General features: G+C 55.0%; 15 protein-coding genes and 1 pseudogene. 2 read left to right on the top strand and 14 right to left on the bottom strand.

Annotation, left to right across the window (positions count from 1 at the left end; all coding sequences use genetic code 11):
- Positions 1-122 precede the first annotated feature (122 nt).
- Complete coding sequence (locus tag Dpoa569_RS05695; protein WP_042871777.1) at positions 123-1,031, top strand: TIGR01777 family oxidoreductase; 909 nt, start codon at positions 123-125, stop codon at positions 1,029-1,031.
- Positions 1,032-1,071: 40 nt separating this feature from the next.
- Here the strand turns inward: Dpoa569_RS05695 and hisP are convergent, their stop codons facing one another.
- The 14 genes from hisP to pdxB all read right to left on the bottom strand — a co-directional run bounded on the left by hisP (position 1,072) and on the right by pdxB (position 14,693).
- Positions 1,072-1,845, bottom strand: a complete 774-nt coding sequence (gene hisP / locus Dpoa569_RS05690; protein WP_038919652.1) for a histidine ABC transporter ATP-binding protein HisP — start codon at positions 1,843-1,845, stop codon at positions 1,072-1,074.
- Positions 1,846-1,868: 23 nt separating this feature from the next.
- Positions 1,869-2,585: an ABC transporter permease gene (locus tag Dpoa569_RS05685; protein WP_042871780.1), complete on the bottom strand. Its 717-nt coding sequence runs from the start codon at positions 2,583-2,585 to the stop codon at positions 1,869-1,871.
- Positions 2,578-3,267 (bottom strand): histidine ABC transporter permease HisQ, encoded by a 690-nt coding sequence (locus Dpoa569_RS05680; RefSeq protein WP_042871783.1) that lies wholly within the window; start codon positions 3,265-3,267, stop codon positions 2,578-2,580. The genes Dpoa569_RS05685 and Dpoa569_RS05680 overlap by 8 nt, the downstream gene beginning before the upstream one ends.
- 68 nt (positions 3,268-3,335) lie before the next feature.
- Entirely contained in the window at positions 3,336-4,115 is a 780-nt protein-coding gene (gene argT, locus Dpoa569_RS05675; protein ID WP_042871785.1) for a lysine/arginine/ornithine ABC transporter substrate-binding protein ArgT, read from the bottom strand.
- Between the two features lie 385 nt (positions 4,116-4,500).
- Entirely contained in the window at positions 4,501-5,070 is a 570-nt protein-coding gene (locus tag Dpoa569_RS05670) for a UbiX family flavin prenyltransferase (RefSeq protein ID WP_042871787.1), read from the bottom strand.
- A 140-nt stretch (positions 5,071-5,210) separates the two neighbouring features.
- A complete protein-coding gene (gene purF / locus Dpoa569_RS05665; RefSeq protein WP_042871789.1) occupies positions 5,211-6,728 on the bottom strand; it encodes an amidophosphoribosyltransferase in 1,518 nt (505 codons plus the stop codon).
- A gap of 30 nt (positions 6,729-6,758) precedes the next feature.
- A complete protein-coding gene (gene cvpA, locus Dpoa569_RS05660; RefSeq protein WP_042871790.1) occupies positions 6,759-7,250 on the bottom strand; it encodes a colicin V production protein in 492 nt (163 codons plus the stop codon).
- Between the two features lie 276 nt (positions 7,251-7,526).
- Positions 7,527-8,399, bottom strand: coding sequence for a cell division protein DedD (gene dedD, locus Dpoa569_RS05655; RefSeq protein ID WP_042871792.1), 873 nt, complete (start codon positions 8,397-8,399; stop codon positions 7,527-7,529).
- Entirely contained in the window at positions 8,389-9,657 is a 1,269-nt protein-coding gene (gene folC / locus Dpoa569_RS05650) for a bifunctional tetrahydrofolate synthase/dihydrofolate synthase (RefSeq protein ID WP_042871794.1), read from the bottom strand. The genes dedD and folC overlap by 11 nt, the downstream gene beginning before the upstream one ends.
- A 79-nt stretch (positions 9,658-9,736) precedes the next feature.
- Positions 9,737-10,639 carry an acetyl-CoA carboxylase, carboxyltransferase subunit beta gene (accD, locus tag Dpoa569_RS05645; protein WP_042871796.1) on the bottom strand — a complete coding sequence of 301 codons (903 nt, stop codon included), beginning with the start codon at positions 10,637-10,639 and terminating at the stop codon, positions 9,737-9,739.
- 228 nt (positions 10,640-10,867) lie between these two features.
- A complete protein-coding gene (locus Dpoa569_RS05640; RefSeq protein WP_371810664.1) occupies positions 10,868-11,533 on the bottom strand; it encodes a DedA family protein in 666 nt (221 codons plus the stop codon).
- A gap of 97 nt (positions 11,534-11,630) precedes the next feature.
- Positions 11,631-12,464, bottom strand: coding sequence for a tRNA pseudouridine(38-40) synthase TruA (gene truA / locus Dpoa569_RS05635; RefSeq protein WP_042871798.1), 834 nt, complete (start codon positions 12,462-12,464; stop codon positions 11,631-11,633).
- Complete coding sequence (locus Dpoa569_RS05630; RefSeq protein ID WP_042871800.1) at positions 12,464-13,474, bottom strand: aspartate-semialdehyde dehydrogenase; 1,011 nt, start codon at positions 13,472-13,474, stop codon at positions 12,464-12,466. Before Dpoa569_RS05630 ends, truA begins: the two co-directional genes overlap by 1 nt.
- A gap of 61 nt (positions 13,475-13,535) precedes the next feature.
- Positions 13,536-14,693: a 4-phosphoerythronate dehydrogenase PdxB gene (gene pdxB, locus Dpoa569_RS05625; RefSeq protein WP_042871802.1), complete on the bottom strand. Its 1,158-nt coding sequence runs from the start codon at positions 14,691-14,693 to the stop codon at positions 13,536-13,538.
- A 234-nt stretch (positions 14,694-14,927) separates the two neighbouring features.
- Here pdxB and Dpoa569_RS05620 point away from each other — a divergent pair.
- Positions 14,928-16,139, top strand: a pseudogene (locus Dpoa569_RS05620) (tripartite tricarboxylate transporter permease); the annotation flags it as partial.
- Between the last annotated feature and the right edge of the window lie 255 nt (positions 16,140-16,394).

Genomic DNA, 16,394 nt, shown 5'->3' with positions numbered 1-16,394 from the left:
TCACCAGCAAAAACAGATGAATCATCTATGCTGAAACCAGAGTGGATAAAGGCGATTCCAGCGGGTACAGCACCGTTGCCCGGCTCAAGGGAATAACCCGACATACGAAGCGAGGCCAGCTTATGAAACTACTGATCACCGGGGGAACCGGCCTTATTGGGCGTCATTTGATTACACGTTTGTTGTCTCTGTCACATCAGGTAACTGTAGTGACCCGCTCCGTTGAGCGCGCGCGACGGCTGTGGGGCGACCAGGTTAATTACTGGCGCGGACTGGAAGATCAGACCTCGCTGGACGGCTTCGATGGCGTCATCAATCTCGCGGGTGAGCCGATTGCCGACAAGCGTTGGACCAAAGCCCAAAAAGCGCGCCTGTGTCAGAGCCGCTGGGATATCACTCGCCAACTCACACAACTGATTCGCCGCAGCCACACTCCACCTTCAGTATTTTTGTCAGGCTCGGCGGTTGGCTATTACGGTGATCAAGGTCAAGCGCTGGTGACCGAAGATGAAACGCCCCACAATGACTTTACCCATGAACTCTGCGCTCGCTGGGAAGCACTGGCGCTGGAAGCGGAAAGTGATCAAACCCGCGTCTGCCTGATGCGTACCGGCGTGGTGCTTTCTACGGAAGGTGGCGCGCTGGCAAAAATGCTGCCGATTTTCCGGTTGGGATTGGGCGGCCCAATCGGCTCCGGTAAGCAATACCTGCCATGGATTCACATTGACGACATGACCAACGCGATTTTGTATCTGTTGGATAGCCCGATTCTGAGCGGTCCTTTCAACATGGTATCGCCCTACCCGGTGCGTAACGAGACATTCTCCGCCATGCTGGCAAACGTGTTAGATCGCCCAGGCTTTGTGCGTACGCCCAGTTGGGCGCTCAGGATACTGATGGGCGAAGCGGCGACGCTGCTGCTGGGTGGGCAACGAGCCATTCCGCAACGACTGGAGAAAGCCGGATTTGGCTTTCGCTTCTTTGAACTGGAAGAGGCACTTAACGATTTATTGCATCCCCGCGCCAGTTGAACGGGTTCATCCGGCGCGGGAAGGCATGGCAGTACAAAAATTACTTCAGCGCGCCGGACAGGAACTGCTGTAAACGTGGGCTTTGCGGGTTGCCGAACACCGCCTCAGGCGGCCCTTCCTCTTCCACCAGTCCTTGATGCAAAAAGATCACATGGCTGGAGACATGGCGGGCAAATTCCATTTCATGCGTCACTACCACCATGGTTTTACCCTCTTCCGCCAGTTGCTGCATGATACGCAGCACTTCACCCACCAGTTCTGGGTCCAGCGCGGAAGTCGGCTCATCAAACAGTAACACATCCGGCTCCATCGCCAGTGCGCGGGCAATGGAAACACGCTGCTGTTGACCACCCGACAAATCAGACGGGTATTTCTCCTGCGATGCACCGGTGATCCCCACCTTGTTCAGGTAGAATTCAGCGCGCTTACGCGCTTCTGCTTTGCTCAACCCCAACACCTGTACCGGCGCTTCCATCACGTTTTCCAACGCAGTCATGAAGCTCCACAGGTTGAAATGCTGGAACACCATCGTCAGTCGGGTGCGCAGCAGTTGTAACTGCTTCTTGTCAAACACCTTGAGCTGGCCATCCTTGTCTCGCACCATGTGAATCTCCTGTCCATTCACATGGATAGAGCCTTCACAGGGTTTTTCCAGGAAGTTGATACATCGCAACAAGGTGCTTTTACCCGATCCCGATGATCCGATAATAGAAATAACGTCCCCGGCTTTAGCCTGTAATGAAATGCCTTTGAGCACTTCATGCTGACCATAACGCTTACGTAATTCCGTCACCATCAGCTTATTATTCTGCATTCTTTGTCTGTTCCTGCACTATTTTAATGGGATGAACGGGTGTGAAGATGCCGTAACCAGCGGCGTTCTGCCTTTCTGAACAACGAAATCAGCACGAACGATACCGCCAGATACATCACGCCTGCGATGCCAAAGGCGTAGAACGGTTTGTAAGTGGCGGCGTTAATGTCACGCGCCACTTTCAGCAAATCCGGCACCGTGACGGTAAAGGCCAGTGCGGTGGAATGCAGCATCAGGATAACTTCATTGCTGTAGGCGGGTAACGCGATGCGCAATGCACCCGGCAAAATGATGCAGCGGTACTGCTTAAAGCGTGAAAAACCGTAGGCGCGCGCCGCTTCAATTTCACCATGCGGCACTGAACGGATGGCACCGGCGAAGATTTCAGTCGTATAAGCGCAGGTATTAAGCGCCAGCGACAGAATGGCGCAATTCAGGCCGCTGCGAAAAAATGCGTTCAACACATCGGTGCCGCGTACAATTTCCAGACTGTACACACCGGAATAAAACACCAGCAGTTGCACGTAGAGCGGTGTACCGCGAAACACATAGGTAAAAACCCACACCGGCAGCCAGTAGCGCCGACGAGGCGACACGCGGGCTACCGCCAGCGGAATCGCCATCAACCCACCGATAATCACCGAGACAATCAGCAGCCACAGCGTCATCGCCAGCCCGGTGAGACGATAACCGTCGCTCCACAGCAGGGCCTGCCAATATTGTTGTAAAATCTCACTCATAATTTACTTTCCGGACTCCCTGCGAGTAGCGTTTTTCCAGCCACCACAGCACCCCATTGGAAAGGGTGGTAAAAACCAGATACAGCACACCGGCGACAATAGCGAAAAAGAACGGATGATGCGTTCCTTTTCCAGCCAGTTGGGTGGCTTTGATCACATCACTCAGCCCCAGCAACGACACCAATGCGGTCGCTTTGAGAATCACCTGCCAGTTGTTGCCGATGCCCGGCAGAGCAAAACGCATCATGGATGGAAACATAATGCGGCGAAACACTTTCATCGGCGTAAAGCCAAACGCCACCGCTGCCTCAATCTGGCCGCGCGGCACCGCCAGATAAGCACCACGAAACGTTTCGGTAAAGTAAGCGCCGTAGATAAATCCCAGCGTAATGATCCCTGCGGTCAGTGGATCAATATCGATCTGATCCATGCCCAGCGATTCGGTGGCGCTGTTGAGCGCCATCTGCAAACCATAAAAAATCAGCAGCATCAGAACCAGATCCGGCACACCGCGAATCAGGGTGGTATAACCAGAAAAACAGCCAGACAGCACTCGGTTGGACGACAGCTTCGCCGCCGCCCCCACCAGACCAATCAGCAGCGACAACACCAGCGAACACAACGCCAGCTGCAACGTCATGCGTGCACCATCCAGGATTAATTCGGAATAGCCATAAAGCATTACATCAGTCCGTTCAGAAAAGACACACCACTGCCGGCACAATGCAGGCAGTGGTTAATCAGGAAGGCTTAATCACCGTATACGTTGAAGTCAAAGTACTTCTTCGCCAGTTTGTCGTAGGTACCGTCCTGACGCATAGCGGCAAAGGCTTTATCCAGCGCGGCTTTCAGTTCAGTTTCGTTCTTGCGTAACCCCATACCGGTGCCCACGCCGAACAGTTTGTCGTCTTTCACCGCCGGACCGGCAAATGCATAATCTTTACCGGCATCCTGTTTCAGGAAGCCTTCACTGCCTGCCACTTCATCCTGAAAGGCGGTATCGATACGACCAGCGGTCAGGTCGGCATAGATCAGGTCCTGATTCTGGTAGGTCACCACATCCACGCCTTTCGGCTGCCAATACTGGTTGGCGTAAGCCTCCTGCGTAGATGCCTGCAGCACGCCGACACGTTTCCCCTTCAGTGCATCCAGCGTCGGCAGAATCGGCGAGCCTTTTTTAGCAATCAGACGGGCATTGGCCGCATACAGTTTCTCGGTAAACGCAATTTCCTGCTGACGTTTTTCGGTAATCGACAGGGAAGAGATAATGGCATCGATTTTTTTCGCTTTCAGCGACGGAATCAACGCGTCGAAATCGCTCTCGACGAAGGTGCAATTAGCCTGAATGCGTTTGCACAACTCATTTGCCAAATCAATATCAAATCCAACCAGTTGACCGCTGGCGTCTTTGGATTCGAACGGTGCATAGGTCGGGTCAGTACCAATTTTGATATTTTTAGGAACCTCGGCGAGGGCACTGCCTGCTGCGAATACCAGTGCAAGGGGCAAAAGTTTCAACATTTTTTTCATTGCGTTACCCTTATTTTATGATTGTGTATGCCTAAGTGATTTATGAAATCCGACTACGAATTATTGTGATTACGTCTGTCTGCCATGTACGTCAATATGATACTAGTTGTCAAACTAAAGCAAATTTTATGCCATAAAAAATATGCAACTCCACGTAAAATCAGTCGCCGTGATAATGTTAGCCAGATCAATATAATCAATGAATTATGTCAACCTGTGCTATAGAGGAGAGTAACGCCACGACGCCGACCTGGATTATCTGCACAATAATAGTGCACACCCATGCACCACGAAAAACACGCCGCTCCAAAATGGAGCAATCCGCCTTTCTATCGTCAGACACCCGGTAACGCTACAGCATGGCTTGTTATTACAAATGAGGTGGTTACGCGCCTTGCCAGCGCGTAAAAAGATCCTGAGGTAATTCAATATCAAACTGATCGAGCACCCGATTAACGGTTTGATCGATGATATCTTGCACAGTTTGTGGGCGATGATAAAACGCAGGTACCGGCGGCATGATAACCGCCCCCATTTCAGCCACGGCATTCATTAACCGCAGATGGCCGAGGTGTAGCGGCGTTTCACGCACGCACAACACCAGCGGACGGCGTTCTTTCAGCACCACATCCGCCGCACGAGTCAACAAACTGTCAGTATAACTATGCGTAATGCCGGATAATGTCTTGATGGAGCAAGGAAGAATCGCCATCCCTGCCGTCTTGAACGAGCCAGAGGAAATGTTGGCGGCAATATCGCGGCAGTCATGCACCACATCAGCCAGCGACTGCACGTCGCGCACGGTCAGATCGGTTTCCAGCGCCAGCGTTTGCCGGGCTGCGGAACTCATTACCAGATGCGTTTCAACCCCGCTAATCGGCTGCAGCACCTGCAACAACCGCACCCCATATATCACGCCGCTGGCGCCGGAAATACCGACAATCAGTCGCTTCATTTTCACCTCGCGGACCCACCGCCCAGAGGCGGTAAAAATACGTGCGCTGACTTTGCCGCATCACCAAAAGATTGGCAAGAATAACAGCGACAAAAAAGGGAGCCTGCGCTCCCTTGTTGATAACACCCGATAACCGATTATCACCCTTCGTTATGTAACTCAAGATCTTCAACTTCATTCTGGCTGCGCAGTGCTTTGGCGTCGTCATTACGCAGCGCTTCCAGATAATCCAGATAGTCCTGATTCACATCTTTGGTGACATAAACGCCGTTAAAAACCGAACATTCAAACTGAACGATTTCCGGGTTATCTTCACGCACCGCGTCGATCAAATCATCCAAATCCTGGAAAATCAGCGCATCAGCGCCGATTATCTTACGAATTTCTTCCACTTCCCGGCCATGAGCGATCAGCTCATTAACGCTCGGCATATCGATGCCATACACATTCGGAAAACGGATTTCCGGTGCCGCAGAGGCCAGATAGACCCGATGCGCGCCAGCTTCACGCGCCATCTCGACAATCTGTTGAGAAGTGGTGCCGCGTACGATGGAGTCATCTACCAGCAATACATTTTTGCCGCGAAATTCCGCCCGGTTGGCATTCAATTTACGACGCACGGATTTGATGCGGGTCTGCTGGCCCGGCATGATAAACGTACGACCGACATAGCGATTCTTCACAAAACCCTGTCGGTACGGCTTGTTGATAATACGGGCGATTTCCAGCGCGATATCGCAGGAGGTTTCTGGAATCGGAATCACAACGTCGATGTCCAGCTCTTCCCACTGACGGGCGATCTTCTCGCCCAGTTTCTGCCCCATACGCACGCGAGCGCTGTAGACCGAAATCTTGTCAATAAAGGAGTCAGGGCGGGCGAAATACACATACTCGAACAGGCACGGATGACTTTTCGGGTTTTCCGCGCACTGGCGGGTAAACAATTGACCATTTTCGGTAATGTATACCGCTTCGCCCGGTGCCACATCACGCAGGAATTCAAAGCCCAGCGTATCCAGCGCTACGCTTTCCGACGCTACAATATATTCATTACGCCCATCTTCCCGTTCTCGCTTACCGAGCACCAGTGGGCGAATGCCGTTCGGGTCGCGGAAAGCCACCATGCCGTGGCCGATAATCATGCCAATACACGCATACGCGCCACGGATCAACTGATGCACTGCCGCCACCGCCGCAAAAATGTTATCCGCTTCCAGCGGATAGTGCTGAAAACGGTCCAGCTCTTTGGCAAATACGTTCAGCAGAATTTCAGAATCAGAGGTGGTATTAACGTGGCGACGACCTTCTTCAAACAGCTTTTGACGCAGTTCATGGGCGTTGGTCAGGTTACCGTTATGCGCCAGCGTGATCCCAAATGGAGAGTTGACGTAAAAAGGCTGGGCTTCTGAAGCACTGGAACTGCCCGCAGTGGGATAACGTACGTGGCCGATCCCCATGTTGCCCTGCAACCGTTGCATGTGCCGGGCTTCAAATACATCTTTCACCAGACCATTTGCTTTGCGCAGGCGAAAGCAGTTGGCGTCATTAATGGTAACGATGCCTGCGGCATCCTGCCCACGGTGCTGCAACACCGTTAACGCGTCATAAATCGACTGGTTGACCGGTGTAAAACCGGCGATACCGACAATACCGCACATGTGGTCTTTTCCTCATCAGCGCTACCGCGGCTAGAGGTGCCGCGGCAAGAAACTCGACGTGCTTTGCAGGTAGTCAAAAAACCACCTGATGATATAACTGAACTGCGGGATTAACTGGGACTGCTTCCAGTCAGCACTCTGTGAAAAACCGGTGAAGGCATCCAGAAAAAACAACACGGCAGAGACAATCAGCACACCGCGTAATGCACCAAAGCAAATGCCCAGTACCCGGTCAGTGCCTGACAATCCAGTGCGTTCAACCAACGAACCGATCACATAATTGACGATAGCACCCACAATCAACGTTGCAATAAACAGAATGGCAATGGCGATACCGTTGCGCACCAGTTCATCATTAAACCGCGTGAAATAGACCGCGAGATAGACATAGTAGTGACTGGCGATAAAGAATGCCCCGCCCCAGGTCACCAGTGACAGCGCTTCACGCACAAACCCCCGGATGAGACTGACCAGAGCCGAGAATCCGATAATACCGATAATGACGTAATCAACCCAAACCATGAACTATCCTAATAATGAACGATGACAATCATAGCGCCGGTCATCCTGTTCGCGGCGCATTCTAACAGAAAAAGAAAACGTTTGCGTAGCGTATTTCCCGCCGATTTTTTCTATAAGCAAAGAAATAAAAAAAACCTTTCTTCGCCATACGAATAGCGCTCCCTTGTCTGCCACTCGCGGCGAGTAAAGGCTGTATTAATTCGCCTCATAAAACACAAGGGGCAAGGTCGCTGCGCTCCCCTACCCCCAAATTTTACTTACTGATTGCAAACCGACTCAGCGCGCACTGTATGACCTAACCTGTCCGTTCAATCCACTGAGCTGTTGCAATTCACCCAGCGCCGATTGCAGTTTCTGTTTCGAGGCATCCGGCCCTACGTAAATGCGGGTAATCTGCCCCGCGACCGGCGACGACGGTACGGTATAAGCCCGATATCCGGAAAGACGCAACTTAGCGACAACCTCATTGACCTTATCGGCATTCTTCAGCGCGCCCAGTTGCACCACAAAGGCCTGGCCTGCTGGCGCCTGCTCCTGCACCGTAGGTTTATTTTCAGCCGGCTTATTTTCCGGCGCACGGGGTTCCGGTTTGGCTTGCGCCGTGCGGGTATCAGCTGGCTTTTCAACCGACTTACTCTCCACCGCCTTACCCTCAGCCACTTTGCTCTCTGTTACTTTCGCTTCGGGCTTCGGGCGAGTTTCCAGTTTAGTATCCGGCTTTTTGATTTCAGGTTTCGCCGGCTGCGCCTTCATTGCGGGCGGCGCTAACTGCTGTACCGGCTGGCGTGGCTCTGCCACCACCGGTGCCGGCGCTGCGCTAATCGTCGGGCGGGAAGACGATGGCGCAGATGCCCCACGACTACCGGGCACAGGGGCAACGTTCGGCTCTTCCGCCGTCTCTGCACCAGACTCACTTTTGTTCTGCAACACGGCTTCAGCGCCCTCAGGCGGTTGGGCAGGCAGCGACTGATTGACAGGCGGCATCGACTCCGCCTCCAGCGTATCGCCCGGTCTGGGAACCAGCGGGATGGCGGCAAAATCATCTTCATAATGCTTTTTTTTGCCATCCAGCAGCCCAGGGAGCACGATAACGCCCAGCGCTACCAATACAACCGTTCCCACCAGGCGATTCTGAAACTTACTCGCCATGCGTTCCGCTCCCGTCCAACGCTTCCATCACATGCGCGACAGTATGGAAAGAACCACAAACAATCACCACATCATTTTCTCCGGCATCCTGCATCGCCTGTCGCCAGGCTGTCGCCACATCGGGATGCCGGGTACTGTGCGCCAGATGCCCGGCCAGTTGTTCAACGCTCGCGCCGCGCGGCCCTTCCAGTGGTGCGCAATACCACACATCCACCTGCGGCTTAAGATGCGCCAGCGTACCGGGAATGTCTTTATCCGCCAACATGCCAATCACCGCCCGTACCTGTCCGGCGTGCGGTAAATCAGCCAGTCGTGCCGCCAGATAGGCCGCCGCATGAGGATTATGGGCGACATCCAGAATCAACAACGGTTTTTCGCTCACAATCTGGAAACGCCCCGGCAATTGCGCCTGACATAATCCCTGACGGATAACGTCAGCCGTCAACGCGATATCAGAAGTGTGCAACGCGGCCAGCGCGGTGGCCGCATTAGCCAGCGGAACGGTGGGGATGGGCAAGGCGTCATAAGCAACCTCGCCGCATTGCCAACGCCAGCCATTATCCTGCACTGAAAACTGCCAGTCAGCCCCGTGCCGAAACAGGCGCGCGCCCTTTTCCTGCGCTACGGCGGCAATCGAAGCCGGCATGTCCGGTTCACCGACCACTGCCGGGCGGTTGGCGCGAAAAATACCTGCCTTTTCCCGACCGATACTTTCCCGATCATTACCCAGCCAGTCGGTGTGATCCAGCGCAATGCTGGTTACCACCGCGACATCGGCATCCACGATATTGGTAGCATCCAGACGCCCACCTAGCCCGACTTCCAGTATCACGACATCCAACTGCACCTGTTTAAACAGCCACAGCGCCGCCAGCGTACCGAATTCAAAATAGGTCAGCGAAGTGCCGTTACGGCCAGCTTCAATCGCGGCAAAGGCTTCGGCATGGCGGGATTCCGGTAACTCACGGCCCTGAATGCGTACCCGCTCGGTGTAACGCAGCAAATGTGGCGAACTGTACACACCAACACGTAACCCGGCAGCGCTCAGAATGGATTCCAGCGTACAGCAGGTCGTGCCTTTGCCGTTGGTTCCCGCCACGGTAAATACGCGAGGAGCGGGTTGTTGTAGCTGCAGACGTTCCGCGACATGCCGGATGCGATCGAGGCCCAGATCAATGGCCTGACTGTGCAGATGTTCAAGATAGTGAAGCCACGTGGCCAAAGGCGACGTGGCTTGAGGTGTTCGAAGATTGTCCATGAGTCCCGTTCACTGACTTACGGTTGATTGCTGCCGGGAACACGGCAACAACGCCGCCCTGATCCCGGTTCATCATTGATTAGGCTTCACTCTGTGGTTCAGGCGGCCGCACGACGGCGGTTTCCTGCGGTTCCGGACGGTTAGTCAACCGGGACAGGATGCTGGCCAGTTTATAGCGCATGTCTGCACGACGGACGATCATGTCGATAGCGCCTTTTTCCAGCAGGAACTCACTACGCTGGAAACCCGGCGGCAGTTTTTCACGAACCGTCTGCTCAATCACGCGCGGACCGGCAAAACCGATCAACGCTTTTGGCTCGGCGATATTCAGGTCGCCCAACATCGCCAGACTGGCGGATACACCGCCCATGGTCGGATCAGTCAGCACTGAAATATACGGTAAACCGCGTTCGCGCATTTTGGCCAGCGCGGCACTGGTTTTCGCCATCTGCATCAGCGACATCAGCGCTTCCTGCATACGCGCGCCGCCACTGGCGGAGAAGCACACCAACGGGCAGTTGTCTTCCAACGCCTGCTCGACGGCACGGACAAAGCGCGCACCAACGACAGATGCCATGGAACCACCCATGAAGGAGAACTCGAACGAAGCCGCAACCACCGGCATGTCGTACAACGTCCCTTTCATCACCACCAGCGCATCTTTTTCGTCAGACTGCTTCTGTGCTGAAACGATACGGTCCTTGTACTTTTTAGAGTCTCTGAATTTCAGGACATCTTTGGGTTCCAGTTCACTGCCCAGCTCCACCATGCCTTCCTTGTCCAGAAACGCATGGAGACGAGCCCTGGCGGACAACCGCATGTGATGATCACATTTCGGACACACTTCCAGATTACGTTCCAGCTCGGCACGGTAAAGCACCTGACCGCAACTGTCACATTTGGTCCAGACACCCTCAGGAATATTCGCCTTACGGGTTGGTGTGACATTACTTTTATTGAGAATTCGTTCAATCCAGCTCATTGATAACCTTTCTGCTTGAACCTGGCAAAAGCCAGTACGCTGTACACGTTACCCCATCCCTGGCAACGCCGCCGATAAAGCGATACCTCATCCCGGCACAACGGGGCAAGACATTGGCATTCAGGCGTGTTCATACGAACACAGCCGTAAATGCTGCTCATTAAACCATAACGATCCGGGCGTGTGGATAAAAAACTGGTCAAACCGGATGTTAAAATAATTTTCCACTTATTTCATATTTTGCCGCGTTATGGCGCGTTTATGCCGCCAGAACTCGATCAACCCCGGCAGAATGGAGATGAAGATGATCGCTACAATCAATAATTTCAGGTTCTCCTGCACCACTGGCAGATCGCCAAACCAGTAACCGGCATAGGTGAACAATAACACCCACACCAGCGCCCCGGTTACGTTGTACAGGGCGAACTCTCGATAACGCATGTGCCCCATCCCCGCGACAAAGGGCGCAAATGTTCTCACAATCGGCACAAAGCGCGCCAGAATTATTGTCTTGCCGCCGTGGCGTTCATAAAACGCGTGGGTACGGTCCAGATAGCTGCGCCGAAAAATACGCGAGTGGGGATTGCGAAACAATTTCTCGCCGAACAGTCGGCCAATGGTGTAATTCACCGCATCGCCCAGCACCGCTGCGACCACCATCAACGCCACCATGGTGTGGACGTTCAGGTCATTAGTCGGCAGCGAAGCCAACGCGCCTGCGACAAACAACAACGAGTCGCCGGGCAGGAATGGCGTGACGACTAACCCCGTTTCGCAAAACAAAATCAGGAACAAAATCGCGTAGATCCATACGCCGTACTGCGCCACCAACTCGGCCAGATGCACATCAATGTGCAGGATAAAATCAATCATAAACCGTACAAAATCCAGCATAATCGCGTCCTTATCCAGTTCAATGCCGACTTAACCGTTTATCGACGGCACGCCGGTTACCTTTTATGACATTACCTTATCTATAAGATCGCCTTATCTATGACATCGCCTCATCCGGCAGAAACAGCGGTCCCATCGACACGCAGGGAATACCGAAATCCTGCGGATAATCCACAGCAACCAGGTACAACCCATCGGCCTTTGCCGTCGCGGCAGCCAAGGTACGATCTTTCGCCGCCAGCAATTCGCCCATCCAGTTTTCCGGCTGGTTACCGCACCCAATCTCCATCAGGCTGCCAACGATATTGCGCACCATGTGATGGACAAACGCGTTGGCTTTGATATCCACGACCACGTAATCCCCCTGGCGCGTTACCCGCAGGTGCATCAGGTTACGCCACGGCGTGCGAGACTGACATTGCACCGCCCGAAATGAGGTAAAGTCGTTCTCACCCAGCAGGCACTGACCGGCACGGTGCATACGCTCGGCATCCAGCGGCAGATAATAATGCGTCACCCCCTGCGACAAGATAGCCGGGCGGAAACGCCGGTTATAAATCACGTAGCGATAACGACGGGCTGTGGCGCTGAAACGAGCATGAAACGCCTCATCCACCGTTTTGACCCAACGCACTGCAATATCCGGCGGCAAGTTGGCGTTCACCCCCATGGTCCAGGCGGCGTCTTTGCGCACCGCATGAGTAGTGAAATGCACCACCTGCCCGGTAGCATGTACTCCGGCATCGGTACGACCGGCGCAAAATACGTCGATCGGTTCGTTCGCCACCTGAGACAACGCCGCCTCCAGGCAACCCTGAACGCTGTCTACCTCAGCCTGACGCTGCCAGCCGTAATAACGACTACCGTCATATTCAATCCCCAGGGCGATTTTCAGCGGCGCCTCGTCACCCGCGTGCTGCAACGCCGTCATTACCCCAGGTACTCCTCAATCAGCCGTTCAGCGGTTTCCACCGCCATCAGCGCGCCGCCGAAACGAATATTGTCGGCCACAGACCAGAACTGCAGCAGTTCTGGGATACCGTAATCGTTGCGCAGACAACCGATATTCAGTTGCACATTGCCGGAAGCATCTTCCACCTGCGTTGGGTAGTCCTCTTCTTCGCTCAGCACCACATCACTTGCCTGCGCCAGCACGTCGCGGGCCTCATCGGCAGACAGCGGACGCAGCGCCTCCAGATGCACCACCTGCGCGTGACCGTAAAATACCGGCGACTGCACGCAACTGACCGAAATCGGCAGACCGTCATCCTGTAGCACCTTACGTACCTGATCCACCAGCCGACGTTCCTCGCGCACGCTGCCTTCGCTATCCGCCAGCAGCGGCAGCAAATTGAACGCCAGTTGTTTCGGGAACAGGCCCGGTTCAGCCGGAATACCATTGAGCAAACGCGCGCTTTGACCGGCCAAATCATCCACCGCCGCCTTGCCGTGAGCCGATACCGACAGCAGGTTGCTGACATGCAGACGCGACAACCCAGCCTGTTCGGTGAGCGGTTTGATAGCCGTGAGTAACTGGCTGGTGAGACTGTCCGCCACCGCCACGATATTGCGGTTGCGGTAATCCGCCAGCACGTGGGGATTAACGCCCGGCACCACCAGCGGCACGTCCGGCTCCAGCGCAAACACGCCGCTGCTGTCAATCACCAGACACCCGGCGTTGGCTGCCGTTTCCGCATAGTGGGCGCTGGTTTCCATACCCGCTACGAAAAAGGCCAGTTGTACCTGCGACCAGTCGAAATCCGCAGCATCTTCCAGGCGCAGCGAGCGACCATTAAAACGTAAACTCTCGCCAACGCTGTTTTCACTCGCCAGCGCATAGAGTTCACCCACGGGAAACTCACGCTCCTGCAACAGCTCCAACAATGCGGTGCCGACGGCGCCGGTCGCACCCAGCAACGCGATATTCCAGCCATTGGACATGTGATCGTTCTCCCCAACAATAATGAATAAAACACACCGGACGATGGTTACATCGCCCGGATTAATCTGATTTTGATACAGGAAATGAGTGATCGTTAACCGACGCAGTGAAACCAAGCCGGTTCAACTGCCCGGCGCTCTCCTGATCGGCGCAGACAATATGCAGCGATGACCACTCGCGCCGTTCCTGATAGCACTTGCGTAACCGGTCAAATTCGCCGGGTACGTGCGCAACCTGACGCAATAAGGCGTCATCGCGGCGCACATCATACACCAGATGCACCAGCCGTTTGAGCTGATGCTCATCCAGCGGCACTGTCAGCGTCACTTCGGCCAGCTCCGGCACCGGCAGCAACGACGACAAAGCGACCTGTTGCGGCTGACCGATAAAACGGCTCCAGGCTTCAAACACCTGAGTGGTGCCGCGCGCCTTACCTTCCAGCGTATAACCGGCGATGTGGGCAGTGCCGATGTCAACCTGTTCGAGCAGTTCAACAGACAGCGCCGGCTCCGGCTCCCACACATCCAGCACCACGCTGATGTTTTTGCCGCCTTGCAACGCGGCCAGCAAGGCGGCGTTATCCACTACCGGGCCGCGACAGGCGTTGATCAGAATCGTGCCGTCTTTCAGACGCGCCAGCAGCGCGGCATCTACGCTATGCCAGGTGGCATAAGGGCCGTCTTTCAACAGCGGGGTATGAAAGGTCAGCACATCAGCCTGCTCCACCAGCTCGTCCAGCGACAGGAACGGCTCACGGTCTCCGCGGTCCGCCCGCGGCGGGTCGCACAGCAGCGTGCGTACGCCCAGTGCCTTTAACCGGTCATTGAGGCGAGAACCCACGTTACCTACCCCAACGATACCAACGGTACGGTCCGCCAACGCAAAACCATCGCGTTCCGCCAGCATTAACAGGGCGGAGAACACATACTCCACCACCGCAATGGCATTGCAGCCGGGTGCCGCGGAAAAGGCGATCCCCTGCTGATGCAGGAATGCTTCATCGACATGATCAGTGCCTGCTGTTGCCGTGCCGACAAATTTCACCGTTTTGCCGGTCAACAGTTCGGCGTTCACTTTCGTGACTGAACGCACCATCAGGGCATCCGCCCCGTTCAGGGCATCCGTCGGAATTGGCCGTCCCGGCACCGCCGTTACCTCGCCCAGACGGCTGAACAGCGCCTGAGCGTAAGGCATATTTTCATCAACTAGGATTTTCACGTTGGCTTTCCTGATAGACCGCTGACGACACCCACGCCGCCGCGATAAAACGAAGGGCATTATTCTGCCACAAACCGGCAGACGGGAACACTGACGACAGGAACCGGCTTCCTGTCTGAAATAATCAGGCGAAAGGTGTCTCGTCAGGAGGGCGGCTCGCCAAAGGCTATCCGCACCCGCAGACCGCCCAGTTCCGGGCTATCCAGTAACTGCACCCTGGCTCGGTGCCAGAGGGCGCAACAAGGCAAAGCCGGCGTGGCGTTATCTATTTCCGCCGTCAGTTCGTTCGTCGGTTCCAGCATCGCTATTGCCGGCATCATTCTGTTCGCGCCCTTGCTGGCCAACTGGTCGCTGGCGTTTGGCCCCGCCGAATACTTCGCCCTGATGGTGTTCGCCATTGCCTGCCTCGGCAGCATGATGAGCCACAACCCGCTGAAATCTTTTCTGGCGGCGCTGATTGGGTTGTCGATGGCAACCGTCGGTGTGGACGCCAATACCGGCGTGTATCGTTTTACCTTCGACAGTGTTCATTTGTCTGACGGCATCCAGTTCGTGGTGGTGGTAATTGGCCTGTTTTCCGTTAGTGAAATCCTGTTGATGCTGGAGCAAACCGGCAGCGGACAAAAGGTAACCAAAGCGACCGGACGCATGTTGTTCAACGTTCGGGAAGGGATGCAGTGCGTTGGCGCGACGCTGCGTTCCTCATTGCTGGGGTTCTTTGTCGGGATACTGCCGGGCGCTGGCGCAACCATCGCCAGTGCCATGGCCTGGATGACGGAGAAAAAAATCAGCGGCAACAGCGACAGCTTCGGCAAAGGCGATATTCGCGGCGTGGCCGCACCGGAAGCGGCCAACAACGCCTCGGCCTGTGGTTCCTTCATTCCCATGCTGACGTTGGGTGTGCCCGGCTCCGGCACGACTGCGGTGATGATGGGCGCACTGACGCTGTACAACATTACGCCCGGCCCGGCCATGTTTACCGAGCAGCCGGATATCGTCTGGGGGCTTATCGCCGCCATGCTGATCGGCAACCTGATGCTGTTATTGCTCAATCTGCCGCTGATTGGCCTGTTCACCCGAATGCTGGCTATTCCGATGTGGCTTCTGGTGCCGGCGATTGCCGCCATTTCCGCCGTCGGCGTCTACGCCGTGCACAGCACCACCTTCGACCTGCTGCTGATGGTTGGGCTGGGGGTGTTCGGTTACCTGCTGCGTAAATTGCACTTCCCGATGTCGCCGCTGATTTTGGGCTTTGTGCTGGGGGAAATGCTGGAGCAAAACCTGCGCCGGGCGTTGTCCATCAGTAACGGTGGGTTATCCATCCTGTGGGAGGGCCATATCAGCCAGACATTACTGGCAATGGCAGTGCTGATTCTGCTGGTGCCGCCGGTGTTGAAATACTGGCGTCGCCGCCGTACCCAGCATCAGTCCATTCCCCGTACCTAACCTGACACCAGCGGTATACAGCGAGCGCCGCGGATGACGCATCCGCGCGCCGCTTTACCCGTTGAGATCGCACCAGCCATGCATTTTCTCACCGGTTGACTTTGCAACACGGAATTTACGCTGCTCATCTCCGACGACTATCAGTAATACCGCACCGTTGTTATGATGAAGCCAGATGTACTGATGACAGCTACGATAGCGATAACGTCATCAGGCTGAGGCGACATCCCGTCGAGCGTCTACGGTAAGGATCAC

The sequence above is a fragment of the Dickeya poaceiphila genome, assembly GCF_007858975.2.
Lineage (GTDB): Bacteria > Pseudomonadota > Gammaproteobacteria > Enterobacterales > Enterobacteriaceae > Dickeya > Dickeya poaceiphila.
This window is presented reverse-complemented; position numbering and strand designations above follow the sequence as displayed.

Bases quoted from the DNA above. Each gene is read 5' to 3' on its own strand.
- Dpoa569_RS05680 (WP_042871783.1), bottom strand. From the start codon at position 3,267: ATGCTTTATGGCTATTCCGAATTAATCCTGGATGGTGCACGCATGACG.
- Dpoa569_RS05670 (WP_042871787.1), bottom strand. From the start codon at position 5,070: ATGAAGCGACTGATTGTCGGTATTTCCGGCGCCAGCGGCGTGATATAT.
- Dpoa569_RS05640 (WP_371810664.1), bottom strand. From the start codon at position 11,533: ATGCTGGATTTTGTACGGTTTATGATTGATTTTATCCTGCACATTGAT.
- Dpoa569_RS05685 (WP_042871780.1), bottom strand. From the start codon at position 2,585: ATGAGTGAGATTTTACAACAATATTGGCAGGCCCTGCTGTGGAGCGAC.
- cvpA (WP_042871790.1), bottom strand. From the start codon at position 7,250: ATGGTTTGGGTTGATTACGTCATTATCGGTATTATCGGATTCTCGGCT.
- argT (WP_042871785.1), bottom strand. From the start codon at position 4,115: ATGAAAAAAATGTTGAAACTTTTGCCCCTTGCACTGGTATTCGCAGCA.
- purF (WP_042871789.1), bottom strand. From the start codon at position 6,728: ATGTGCGGTATTGTCGGTATCGCCGGTTTTACACCGGTCAACCAGTCG.
- accD (WP_042871796.1), bottom strand. From the start codon at position 10,639: ATGAGCTGGATTGAACGAATTCTCAATAAAAGTAATGTCACACCAACC.
- Dpoa569_RS05695 (WP_042871777.1), top strand. From the start codon at position 123: ATGAAACTACTGATCACCGGGGGAACCGGCCTTATTGGGCGTCATTTG.
- dedD (WP_042871792.1), bottom strand. From the start codon at position 8,399: ATGGCGAGTAAGTTTCAGAATCGCCTGGTGGGAACGGTTGTATTGGTA.
- folC (WP_042871794.1), bottom strand. From the start codon at position 9,657: ATGGACAATCTTCGAACACCTCAAGCCACGTCGCCTTTGGCCACGTGG.
- truA (WP_042871798.1), bottom strand. From the start codon at position 12,464: ATGACGGCGTTGCAGCACGCGGGTGACGAGGCGCCGCTGAAAATCGCC.
- Dpoa569_RS05630 (WP_042871800.1), bottom strand. From the start codon at position 13,474: ATGTCCAATGGCTGGAATATCGCGTTGCTGGGTGCGACCGGCGCCGTC.
- hisP (WP_038919652.1), bottom strand. From the start codon at position 1,845: ATGCAGAATAATAAGCTGATGGTGACGGAATTACGTAAGCGTTATGGT.